The organism is Legionella sp. MW5194 (genome assembly GCF_016864235.1).
Lineage (GTDB): Bacteria > Pseudomonadota > Gammaproteobacteria > Legionellales > Legionellaceae > Legionella_C.
Map to the genome: position 1 here is coordinate 617,997 of NZ_CP045732.1, position 12,181 is coordinate 630,177.

Sequence of the window (12,181 nt, forward strand, 5' to 3'; positions counted from 1 at the left end):
GACACCAATGGAGGCGGCATTATGAATATAAAACAAAACGACACATCAACCACTCCCCCTATTTTATATGGTACAGCATGGAAAGAAGATGACACAAAACGTTTGGTGCTCCAGGCACTCAACTCAGGATTTCGAGGGATTGATACTGCCAATCAACGTAGGCATTATTTTGAAGAAGCCGTGGGTGATGCAATTGATCAATTTTTAACAACTAGTCAAAAAACACGCAGTGATTTATTTCTACAAACAAAATTTACCTCTGTACATGGCCAAGATCATAGAAAACCTTATGATGAATTTGATTCATTGACCAACCAGGTCAAGCAATCCTTTGCAAGCTCACTAGAACATTTACAGACAGACTACATTGACGCCTATATACTTCATGGCCCTTCACTATCTCATGGAATAATCGATGCAGATTTAGAAATTTGGCAGGCCATGGAAGAGCTGGTGTGTAGTAGAAAGGTAAAGTTTCTCGGCATTTCTAACGTTAATATGGTACAAGTTGAAGAACTATATAGAAAAGTCTCTATAAAGCCGTCGTTTATACAAAATAGATGTTTCGCCATAACACAATGGGATCAAGACGTTAGGACATTTAGTCAAAAAAACAAGATTATCTATCAAGGATTTTCTTTGCTCACTGCGAATCAGCGGTATTTATTAAACCCTCACATGCAATCACTTGCTGTAAAATATGATAAAACCATCCCGCAAATTATATTTCGCTTTGCAAACCAAGTGGGGATATTGCCTTTAACCGGCACTACAAATCAACAACACATGGATAATGATTTAAACATATATGACTTTGAGCTTACACAAGAAGAAATTCAATATATAGAAAATATAGGATTATAAGTGAACCAATATGACCATTAAAATTGAAACACCAAGGATGCTTTTGCGTTTAATTAAGGATGAGGACTTAGATCAAGTTGCTCAGCTTCATGCAGACCGAGAAGTTAGAAAATTCTTTCCTGATGGAACACAAGATCGCGAGCAGACTAAGCGAAGAATAAAACAGATTATGAACCTTTATGGAGATAAAGGATTGCCTGGTTTTGTTATATTCAATAAGGTGACTCATGAATTCATTGGACGATGTGGATTTGGGCCAATTGAAACAGGGGAAATTGAAGTTGGATACCTTATTGTAAGAAAATTTTGGGGTATGGGTTATGCATCTGAAGCACTAGAGGCACTTCTTGAATGGAGTAAAATAAATATCAATTCTGATTATATTATTGCTTTTGCGCCACTCAAACATAGTGCATCACATCGAGTAATGGAGAAGTGTGGTATGGAATATTATAAAGATGAACTTGGTCATGGTGTTGAGTGTAAATTTTATCGTTCCAAAAATAAATAATTTATAAAACAGGTCAATTAGCATGACAAAAATTACAACAGATGAAGCCGCGTTAAAATTAGCTGTACTTATTGATGCTGATAATGCTCGAGCAGTTATTATTGATGGTCTTTTAACTGAGATTGCTGGTTATGGAGATGCTATCGTAAGGAGAATTTATGGCGATTTCACCTTACCATCTAGCGCACAATGGAAAAAGGTATTGCATAAATACGCTATAAAACCAGTACAGCAGTTTGCTTTTACTTCTGGAAAAAATGCAACAGATAGTGCACTTATTATTGATGCTATGGATCTACTTTATACGCATCGTTTTGGTGGTTTTTGTATCGTGTCAAGTGATAGTGATTTTACAAGTCTTGCTAACCGTATTCGTGAAGAAGGGTTGCAAGTTTTTGGATTTGGAGAAAAAAAAACACCAGAGGCATTTCGTAATGCCTGCAATAAATTTATTTTCACTGAAGTACTACGCCCTGTAGCACCACCTGATCAATTAATTAGCCAGTCAAAAAAGAGAAAGCAGCCTGTTAAACAAGCAAAAGCTAATGAACCCTCAGCACAAGAATTTCCAAAAGAATTTATTCTAGAAGCATTAAATAACTCATACGATGATACTGGTTGGGCATACATAGGAACATTTGGTGGCTATTTAACTAAGTTAAAACCAGACTTTGATTCCAGGCTTTATGGTTTCAAAAAGCTGAGTGATTTGGTTAAGGGAAAACCGGAGATTTTTGAAACGGAAGAACGAGTCAATCCTGGATCGAACACAAAAGTTTTATATTTACGTGGTAGACAAGAATAACGTGGAAATAATTAATGAATCTATTAGAAAAAATTGCAGCATTAGAAAATGAAGCTACTGAATTTGGTTTTCAGTGGGAAACGACCGATCAGATTATGACTCAAATCCAAAGTGAGTGTATTGAAGTCGATGAGCATTTAAAAGCAGGAATTAATGATAACTCATCTGCTTTGCAGGAAGAAATAGGTGACCTATTGCATGCCGTGTTTTCACTGTGTGTATTTTGTAAATTAGATCTCAAAGATACACTGCAACAAACCGTGGAAAAATTTGAGCGGCGGCTCCGCGCTGTCAAAATGATTGCTCATGAAATGAAACTCATTAATTTGGAAGGACAAACTTTTGATGAGTTGATGTCTATCTGGAAACAAGCAAAGAGCAGAGTAGGTTAACGCTGGGTGAGCATGACTTGTAAATTGGGTAGCCGAAATGTAGATTCAGCATAAAATCACAAACGCGCAATTGTCCTGCGCTTGATAAAATATTTTCATGCTCGCATAAATTTCCGTACAAAATTAATGAATAAAATCAACCTATAAAAAGAAGACAGGTCGGGTAACAGGATCGAGTTGCCCCGATCCCGTCCCCTAAGAACCTTACTATTACCCATAAGTCTATAAATTATAAGAAAAACTTTTTCTTTAATTTAACTCTCTGTTATAAATAAGGGCAGTATTTTGACTGATAATGAGAGCAAATGATAAAAGGGAATCAAAATAACTCATCTTCTGGATGGGCAGAGAGTGAGTTCGGAATAGTTAATTTTGGTGATAAACGATTAAGTAAAAGACTTCTAAAAATAGCAGATAGCTTTGCCAACTCCCCTGAATGTTCAATAAATCGAGCATGTGACGATTGGCATCAAAGTAAAGCAGCTTATAGATTTTTTCAAAATGATGCTGTATCGGAAAGAAAAATCCTTGATAGTCATATCACTAAAACTATTGAAAGAGCCAAGAACTATCCAACTATTTTAGCCATCCAGGATACGAGTTATATTTCTTATAAAAATCATAAAAAGACTGAAGGATTAGGAATTATAGCAGCTAGAGTTCGCTCTAAAACAACTAATTTTCAAACTCATGGATTGGTAATGCATACCACATTTGCAGTAACTACAGAAGGCCTGCCTATAGGATTACTGGATCAAAAAATTAGTTCTAGACCGCTTTTAGATGAGACAGTAAAGGAGTTGAAAAAAAGAAGTCATAATATCGCTCTTCCTATAGAGGAAAAAGAAAGTATGCGTTGGATCGAGTCTCTCGAACACTCTAATAATTATCCGGATTTAAAAAATGCTAAGGTGGTTACTGTTTGTGATAGAGAGGCAGATATTTATGATTTATTTGAAGTAGCATCGACAAATCAATGTCCTTTTGTAGTGAGGGCACGTCAAGATAGAACAGTAAATAAGACATCAATTTACTCTAAAAAAAGTGGTGAAAAATTATGGGATTTGGTGAGTGGTTCGCCTTGTCGGGGGGAAATTCAAGTCACTATTCCTGCTCGAGATAATAAGCCTAAAAGAACAGCAACATTAGAAGTAAGGTTTGATCATTTTGTGATGAACCCTCCTAAAAATAACGTGAAACGTAAAACCAGAACACTCCCTGATTTAAAACTAAATGCAGTGTATGTCATAGAACAATCTCCTCCTCTGGGCGAAGAGCCTATGAATTGGATGTTGTTGACCAACATAGACATTAATAATTTTGAAGAGGCAGTAGAAAAAATACAATGGTATTGCTTAAGATGGAGGATAGAAATTTTTCACAAAATCTTAAAATCTGGTTTTAAAGTTGAAGAATGCAGGCTCGGTGCAGCCGATAGATTAGTTCGCTTTCTTACAATAATGAGTGTCATTGCATGGCGAATTTTTTTTATCACACTAGTTGCTAGAGAAAGCCCCGATCTTCCTTGTTCGTTCTTATTGGCTAATGAGGAATGGAACGTCTTGTATACCAAAATACATCATACAAAACACTATCCTGAAACACCACCCACAATAAAAGAAGCCGTGAAATGGATAGCTCAGCTAGGCGGCTTTTTAGCCCGTAAAAACGATGGGGAACCTGGTCCTATAACATTGTGGAGAGGATGGAAAAGATTAGTCGACCTTGCGGAAGGTTGGAATCTTGCTCTTTCTTAGTTATGGGTAATAGTAAGCCTAAGAACGCAGCATGCGACTTTCACCGCACTACGCTCAAGCCTTTCTGAAGCTATTCACCCAGCAGGTATTCGCTACCAATAACATTCAATTGTTTGTCCTTTATTCGTTGAACAAAGGAGCAGTCTTTAGCCCATTTTTTTCTATCTTCAAAGTATTTAACATACTCGGGTAGATAGGGGTTGGCGCTCGACCTAATTTTGACGTGTCGTTGTATTTTTATATCCATCATTTTGTTAATACAAACATACTTCTTCGTACCGTCCTTGGCCTTAACCACGTCACTAAAAATCCAGCGCCTTGTAAGGCTACGATTTCGAAAATAACGATCCATTGCTTTATAGCGATTATGACCACTAAACTTCCTCATCGTCCAACGGAATGTTTCTTGATATATGTAATTATCCAGTTCGGAAAATGTTGCTTTTGAGACGACTTTTCGATGATAGTTAGCCCATCCTTTTATGATAGGATTCAGCGCTGAGATAAGCTCCGAGCCTTTCCAACCATATCCTTTCTTGACGGTCTCTTTGATTTTCATTTGTACGGATTTAATGCTGTCTTTTGAGGGCGTAGTTAAGAACTTACCCTTATATTTCCTGACATTAAATCCGAGAAAATCAAAGCCTTCCTCGATATGCACAATTTTGGTTTTTTCCTGTGACAATGAAAGACCTCGTTGTGCAAGAAAGTTTGAAATTATCGGCATCACTTTTTCTTTGAGGATATCAGGACTGTTTGCAGTTACGATGAAATCATCGGCAAAACGAATATAATTTATTTTATTGCCTTGCCCACAGCCGGAGTGAATTTCCCTCTCAAGTCCGTCTAGAACCATATTTGCGAGCAGTGGTGAGGCTGGACCACCTTGCGGAGTACCTCGTGCTGTTTCAAATAATTGATTCTTTTCCATGTAGCCTGCCTGCAACCACTGTGTTAGCACTCGTTGATCTATTATGATATTACTTTTGAGCCATCCATGATCAATTTCATCAAAACAGGCCTTAATGTCGCCTTCTAAAATCCATTGAGCGCAATTTTTCCGTGCCAAGGTTGCATAGCACTGGTATATCGCGTCATGAGTACTTCGCTTTGGTCTAAATCCATAGGAATTTAGATCAGCTGTAGTCTCTCCAACGGGTTCTAATGCTAACAAATAGAGTGCTTGCATTGCCCGATCTTTCAAAGTGGGTATGCTTAGTGGACGCTCTTTTCCATTCTTCTTCGGGATGTAAATCCTTCGAAGCGGAGTTGCCTTATACCCTCTTGCTTTTAGGTTGCGCACCGCCTCGCATTTTTCTTCTGATGTTGTCCAAACAACACCATCAATACCAGGCGTCTTGCTTCCTTTTGCTGTCGTTACTCGTCTCACTGCAAGAAGTTTTGCGCTGATGGAATTAACCAGCAGCCATTGCAATGACTTCACTTTTCCGTGCTGTTTATTACTCACTGCCTTTGCGATACGCACTTGAAGTCTGTATACATTTTTCTCAATACTAGGCCAGTCGAGCTGATCCCACTTTGTATTTAAGATGAATGCGTCAGGCGCACCAGATAATAAATTATCCGTCATTTGCTTTCCTCACTTCTACAAATTCTGCAAATTCTTTCGCAATGAAAGACCAATCGGACGTGGGCTTCTTTTCAGACCGGGTGACATTGAAACCCGTATCCAACTCATTACAAATTGGCCTTCGCTTTTTCCGATATCCCAAGCCTACACTTCCATAGGCAGCCTTTGCAGGCTACTGTCTTCTTACGAAGAGAAATATAGGGTTTCCAAGTTCCGCTGTTCAAGTAATGCCGGGTTAGGTGTCTGCTCTCGGCCGGAAAGTTTCGTAATCGTGTGGGGTTCGTGTGATTTCCCCAGCTACCTTTCGTACCTTTTGGTTCAAGCGATTCAGCCAATTGCGCTTGTTGCGAGTTACGACCTTTATCACAGATTCACTTATGTTCACCATACCAGCTACCTAGTAGCTATCCCGATTTTGGCTATCAGGTAGATTTACTTCCTTTCGGATGTTAACATCTCACTATCAGCCCTTCAGCTGTAGTTTCACTACATTGTCAGGGAGGCTTTATTAACTCCCGTAGGTTCATCTGACGATACAAATGGTTTTCGAAATTCCTTCCGATTAACAACTCAAAACAGCGACTTATCTTGTCGCACCACACCTTTCGCAACTGGTTGCTGTGTGTGTAACTCATTGTATTTATTCAATATAAAATCATATTTGCAAGAATCGGCTACGAAACACTAAATATTTGCTAAATAGCAATCAAAAACCAGTATGCAAATGTGCATCACTTTTAAATATTTTGTCAGATTTATCTGATGCAGATCTGCATACTGACACTCGTAACCAGTTGAAATATATAGCCTAATATGATCTAATTGTAATTAGGGGTGGCGTGCATGGATGCATCAGCCAGACATCCAACACAATCGAAAAAGAGGTTATATTATGGCTAGAATCACCGTGACCTTACCTGACAATCTTCATAAACAAATAATTAAAATAGCCGGTAAGGAGAATGATTCACTCTCTTATACGACAACACGGCTTGTTGAAATTGGACTGATGGTGATGAACAGTAAGTCTGATAATAAAGATGAGCAGAAGACTACAAACATTGAAGAGTATTGCCAAAAACTCATTATTCAAATTAATGGCATCATCAAAGAAATTGCCGTTGATAAATTTAATTTTGATGATGATAAAATCGTTCAAATAACCAAAGATACCTTAAACAAATTTAATAAATTAAAAGGTATTCAACAGGAATCACTATAGCTTTATCTTGCCCTTAGACTTTTAACATACTCCTCATAATCCGTTGGTCCTAGGTTCAAGTCCTAGTGGGCCCACCAATAAAATCAAGTAGTTACGAGTAGTAAAAACTGAAACGGTCTGAGGGGCACTGATGGGGCACTCAGAAATAACAAATAGCAACTCATCCCAATAACATGGGGCATTTAAAATAAATTCCTTTACCTGCTATTTTTATCAATTTCCTCACTTAACAAGTGTATAGCCTCATTAATTTCATAAGTAATTGCCAAAGAATCCTCTTTAATATCAAAATCAATTTTACCACCACCATGGCCAGCATATTTACTTCTTTTAGCTTGCAAGCACCTTAGTGCTTTCATTATCTTATCTGCATTTGGAGAACCCCAGTTTTTCAAAAGTATCTCCAAACACTCAAGGCTCCTCTTATTCTCTTCAGCATTTACTAATCTACGAATGACCTTTTCCTGTAATCCATCAATAACTAAAATAGTCAAATTCAACAAATAATCTAAATACTCTTTTTTGATATCAGTAATAACTGGGTGAATCTGCTTTAATAGCATATCAATATCACCCCCTTTAGGAGCCCATAATACAAATTTTTCCTTATCTAAAGAATAAGGAGGAAAATTGGCTAATTTTTGTTTTATCGCTCTAAGAGAACTTTCTTCTTCATCGAATTCAGCTAAAAAATCCGTGTTATAAGCGACTTTTGAAATCCCCGCTTTTGGCTCTTCATTATACTGCTTCCAATGAAGCTGTTCTTTATGGGGTAATTGCCCTAAACAATAAATATAAGCGTGCACCTGTCCTTCATCATTTATTGAGTAAGACTTCAAACTCCAACTTCCATAGCAATGAATTCCCCGATCTCTGACCTCATATTTCTCATGATTATTTTTATATTTAGACAATACTTCTGGATTAAAAAATGCTGGGCTTGTCTGAAAAGGTTTACCAGTATCTTTATAGTAATTATCAAGCATTTCTGGAGCACAAGACCATTCGACTATTTTACTATTTTTAAAATCAGTAATAATAAAATTCTCGTATTTCTTAGGATCGCCTTTTTCAATCTGCTCAATTGAATAGACTGTTTGGATTACCTCTGCACCTTTAAACCGTGGTATATCTTCATATTCATAAATTCTTCGTTTGATTCTTGAAGTTTGTAAACTACTAATACTCCATTGCAGAGGACTCTCTAATTCTTTTAACTCAAAAAAACGTACTAAAAAATGATTTGCATAACCCAAGTAATAATCTAATGCTTTTCTTTCAAAAAGTATTAAATTAAAATTCTGCTCAACTATTATTAATGCCCTTGGTTCTACATCACCATCCTCGTTTATTAAATTGAAAGTACCCTTTTCATTATCCAAATACAAACCATTAGCATGAACAAAATGTTGTAATAATTCATATTGGGTAATTAATTTCCCATCTTTATAGTTTGCACGACTGAAGAAAAGTGGCCACATTAAGCTATTATCTAAACCAAACTCGTGTGAAACTTCCATTGAACTACTATAACCATCATCTTCGCTATGCTTGAAGCAAGAAATCGAAGACTCTTTTAAAGGAAAATCTAAGGACAAAATCTCATCTGAATCATATAAATCAAAATTTTCTTGCTCAACGGTAAATGAGTTTAGGAAAATATGATCTGTATATAAATAAACCATTACCCAATCTGCTGAAGTAATATTCAATAATTGATCAGCATCATTTTTGGAGATGGCCGCTCTTATTTGCTTCATAATTGGCTGATATTGCATGGAAACTCTCTTATTCAATATTCTCATCTCTATTTAAAAACTGTATTAACCCATTTAACAAAATCGGTCATATCCATTAAGTCTATTTGCCGTTTTGAAGCATTTGACTGGCTTAAATTAAATTTATCACACTCCTCACGTAGCCAATTTACTGCTCCAGTCTTTGAACCACCCCCGTCAAGTAAAATAATAATATGGGGCTCAAACATTTTTTCAGAACAATTCAAAAACAAATAAGGTAGTTTTTCATCAGCACTCCCAGAAACTTGTTGCCATTTACATTCAATTCTTGTATTTAAGTTATATGCCTTAGATATTAAGACAAACTCGGTGGTACTGGCATGTTTATAAATTCCTTCATATGGCACATTTTTTAATAATAGCTCTTCGCCAAAATTCGAAGGGTTTAATTTCCAATCCTTATAACGAGTTACAGTAAAGCCCTTTTTTGTTAGAGCGAACTCTACTAATCCCTCAAGAACCTTTCCGCTACTATTTGCATATGAACCACCCTGCTTCATGGCAACACCCCTAATTAAATAGGGCAAGCATTTCACGTGCTCGTCCCCTTGTGCTCCCGTTACAACTGATATTCCGTTGCACCTCAAAACTGATAATGCTTGATCCTTGATATAAATTCTGAGTAAAAGCCGTATCATGATTAGATAAAATTACAGGAATCCCCTTCGCAGCCAGTTCTTTAGCTAACTCAACTAATCGTCTCTGGTCTTCTTGTCCAAAAGCTGTGGAATGATATTTTGTAAAATTGGCTGATGCAGATAATGGAACATATGGGGGGTCGCAATAAACTACATCTCCTTTAATAGCTTCTCCCATAATTACGCTATAATCAGCACATTTAAATTCTGCTTTTTCCGCTTTTTGAATAAAAACCAACATTTCATTTTCTGGAAAATAAGGTTTTTTATAATCCCCAAAAGCCGTGTTAAACATGCCAGAACTGTTGTACCTCATGAGGCCATTAAAAGCATGACGATTGAGATAAATAAATAGTGCAGCCTTCAAGTGGCTATCTGTAGTTGAATTAAATTCTGTACGCAATGATAGGAAGGTTGATTTTTTATTAAATTCAGCAGTAAAAAATTGCTTACAAAAATGGATAAAATCATGCTTTTCAAACTTCAAATGTTCAAACAAGTTAATTAGATCAGCATTAATATCAGCGAGTATAAACTTGTTATAGTTCGTATTTAAAAAAACTGCTCCTGAACCTACAAACGGTTCAATCAAACGAGCCCCTTTAGGTAGGCTCGCACGAATTTTATTTATTATCTGGAACTTACCGCCGGCCCATTTTAAAAATGGTCTAATGCGGATTATTGATTCCTTTTCACTATTTTTTATCATTATTTATCCTTTTTATCTAATTTTAGTCTAGTTTAGAAAATTAGGACTCATTTATGCTCTATAATTAAACAGTGGCGCTCCGCCTTATGTTATTTCACTTTGAGAAAATTGCTATTGGAACAGGGCAATAAAGCTCAAAACCTAGGATTTACTAGGGAAGTAACTGAAGGAGTACTTGATGCTACATAGCAAAAAAACCGTTTTTGTAAGGCAACATTGGAGAAAGCTATACAGCGATCCCATTTATGTTCGGTCTTACTGGCGGTCACCTCCTAGTAGGTAAACTCTACTAAAGGCATTTGCGCCACCCATTTCGATTCGCTAAAAGTAAAATAATGAGGCAAAAAATCAAACAAATAAGTTTGTTTTTGCTTACAGACAAAAATGCAGTACCCCATAATTGCCCCTGAATATATAATACAAACTCAAATATTGAGTTTTATCATATATATATGAACTCAATTCTTCTGATTAATATTCAAAAGGTTCGCGGTTCGATTCCGCGCAGCGGCACCAGGTATACCAATGGTTATAGGTTGTTTTCAAAATCACCATCCGGATTATGGGACACATATGGGACAGTTGTAGATAACTATTTACCTTTAGTAACTAGCTTAATAGCTTTCCATTGTATTGCTTCATTTGTATTGAAAATAAATAGTTCTCTTTCTCTGCTTGGGTCATTTGTATACGATAATTGTTTTATTCTTTTTTCAAAATCTTTATCTAATTCTTTATAGTACCCAACATAAACCCTTTCAATCACAGATTCTTGAATGCTTTCAATGATGTGTTTGTCCGTTTCATCGTTTATTGAAAAGCCGATTAAAAATAGATCACCCTTTAAAGTAGATAAAGCATTTAGACAACATCGAAGGTATGAGTGTCTATAAATTTTTTTAGCCTTATCTTTATAATTACCCTCTAAAACAATTAATGGTTGCTGGTCATCCTTCAACCATTTATCTATCTGTTCTAAAATGCGCCCGTCTTTGCTATCGTTATTAATCTTAATAAAATTTTCTATAGCATTAATAATGAATAAGCTTCCATGTAAGTAAAAAACATCTTGCGGACCCCTTGAAAGATTATTATTCCATTTTGGAAAATCATTGGTATTCATATCACGCGTAAATCCATCGTCATGTGGTAATGATGAAAAGTCAAAATCATGTAAATTGAACAGGTCTAAATGTTGATTAGTCCTATTCATAATTATCCAATACAGTAAAAGATCATAGTTTGTAGTAAATATTTTGTTAAAGTTTGATAATATTTTTAAACATGCTATGAAAGTACCAGGAGAAATGTCGCTTTGGAATTTGGGATGAACAGAGTTTATTGTATTGTAGAAAGCGGCAATTAGATTATCCTTATCCTTATTGAGAGTTCTGTTGAGTAATTCCGCTTTAGGATAATGTTTTATGGTTTCTATAGTTATATTTAAATGGTCCAACACTTTCTCAAAATCGCAGGTATTGATGTCATCAAATAGATTTTTGATGCTCTTACTTATGGATATCTCCCCTTCATCTGCTAACTTTTGTGCTTGTTTGTATAGATATTTATAATCAAAATTTTCACATAAACTAATACTGAAGCCATTACCCAACAATATGGATCTATTTTTGTTGGTTGAATTCTCTAATGCTTCTTCAAACGAAATTGGATTTAGTTTGGCCATCCTTTGCCCTCTATAAATAAGACCCGATGTGTTTAATTATAGTTCAAACGGGTATTTTTTGAGTCTGAGGCACTGAATTACCGAAGTGGTTATGTCCCTTGATTGTCCCAATATCCTTTGGGGGTTCTCTAAGATTATGTGTTTAAAACAGAAAAATAATATGAACACCTGATTTAGTATCAATGGCAGATATTTTCAGTGTGAGCATA

11 protein-coding genes are annotated in these 12,181 nt (G+C 36.1%); 6 read left to right on the forward strand and 5 right to left on the reverse strand.

Features of this window, described 5'->3' with window-relative positions:
* Positions 1 to 21 precede the first annotated feature (21 nt).
* The 5 genes from GH742_RS02990 to GH742_RS03010 all read left to right on the forward strand — a co-directional run bounded on the left by GH742_RS02990 (position 22) and on the right by GH742_RS03010 (position 4,329).
* Positions 22 to 864, forward strand: a complete 843-nt coding sequence (locus GH742_RS02990) for an aldo/keto reductase (RefSeq protein WP_010947778.1) — start codon at positions 22 to 24, stop codon at positions 862 to 864.
* A gap of 10 nt (positions 865 to 874) precedes the next feature.
* Positions 875 to 1,375 (forward strand): GNAT family N-acetyltransferase, encoded by a 501-nt coding sequence (locus GH742_RS02995; protein WP_010947779.1) that lies wholly within the window; start codon positions 875 to 877, stop codon positions 1,373 to 1,375.
* A gap of 22 nt (positions 1,376 to 1,397) precedes the next feature.
* Positions 1,398 to 2,180, forward strand: a complete 783-nt coding sequence (locus GH742_RS03000) for an NYN domain-containing protein (RefSeq protein WP_010947780.1) — start codon at positions 1,398 to 1,400, stop codon at positions 2,178 to 2,180.
* A 14-nt stretch (positions 2,181 to 2,194) separates the two neighbouring features.
* The gene (locus GH742_RS03005) at positions 2,195 to 2,572 is read left to right on the forward strand and encodes a MazG nucleotide pyrophosphohydrolase domain-containing protein (RefSeq protein WP_010947781.1); all 378 of its coding nucleotides are present in this window, start codon (positions 2,195 to 2,197) and stop codon (positions 2,570 to 2,572) included.
* Positions 2,573 to 2,877: 305 nt separating this feature from the next.
* A complete protein-coding gene (locus GH742_RS03010; protein WP_010947782.1) occupies positions 2,878 to 4,329 on the forward strand; it encodes an IS4-like element ISLpn5 family transposase in 1,452 nt (483 codons plus the stop codon).
* A gap of 70 nt (positions 4,330 to 4,399) precedes the next feature.
* Here the strand turns inward: GH742_RS03010 and ltrA are convergent, their stop codons facing one another.
* On the reverse strand, positions 4,400 to 5,920 hold the full coding sequence (gene ltrA, locus GH742_RS03015; RefSeq protein WP_010947783.1) for a group II intron reverse transcriptase/maturase: 1,521 nt from the start codon (positions 5,918 to 5,920) through the stop codon (positions 4,400 to 4,402).
* Between the two features lie 892 nt (positions 5,921 to 6,812).
* Here ltrA and GH742_RS03020 point away from each other — a divergent pair.
* Complete coding sequence (locus GH742_RS03020) at positions 6,813 to 7,142, forward strand: hypothetical protein (RefSeq protein WP_223499473.1); 330 nt, start codon at positions 6,813 to 6,815, stop codon at positions 7,140 to 7,142.
* 197 nt (positions 7,143 to 7,339) lie between these two features.
* Here GH742_RS03020 and GH742_RS03025 read toward each other — a convergent pair whose 3' ends face one another.
* From GH742_RS03025 to GH742_RS03040, 4 genes are all read right to left on the reverse strand, one after another.
* On the reverse strand, positions 7,340 to 8,920 hold the full coding sequence (locus tag GH742_RS03025; RefSeq protein ID WP_015444249.1) for a hypothetical protein: 1,581 nt from the start codon (positions 8,918 to 8,920) through the stop codon (positions 7,340 to 7,342).
* Between the two features lie 29 nt (positions 8,921 to 8,949).
* Positions 8,950 to 9,441 carry a PD-(D/E)XK nuclease superfamily protein gene (locus GH742_RS03030; RefSeq protein WP_015444248.1) on the reverse strand — a complete coding sequence of 164 codons (492 nt, stop codon included), beginning with the start codon at positions 9,439 to 9,441 and terminating at the stop codon, positions 8,950 to 8,952.
* A 10-nt stretch (positions 9,442 to 9,451) separates the two neighbouring features.
* Positions 9,452 to 10,288, reverse strand: coding sequence for a Dam family site-specific DNA-(adenine-N6)-methyltransferase (locus GH742_RS03035; RefSeq protein WP_010947788.1), 837 nt, complete (start codon positions 10,286 to 10,288; stop codon positions 9,452 to 9,454).
* 592 nt (positions 10,289 to 10,880) lie between these two features.
* Positions 10,881 to 11,972, reverse strand: coding sequence for a DUF4917 family protein (locus GH742_RS03040; RefSeq protein WP_010947789.1), 1,092 nt, complete (start codon positions 11,970 to 11,972; stop codon positions 10,881 to 10,883).
* Positions 11,973 to 12,181 lie beyond the last annotated feature (209 nt).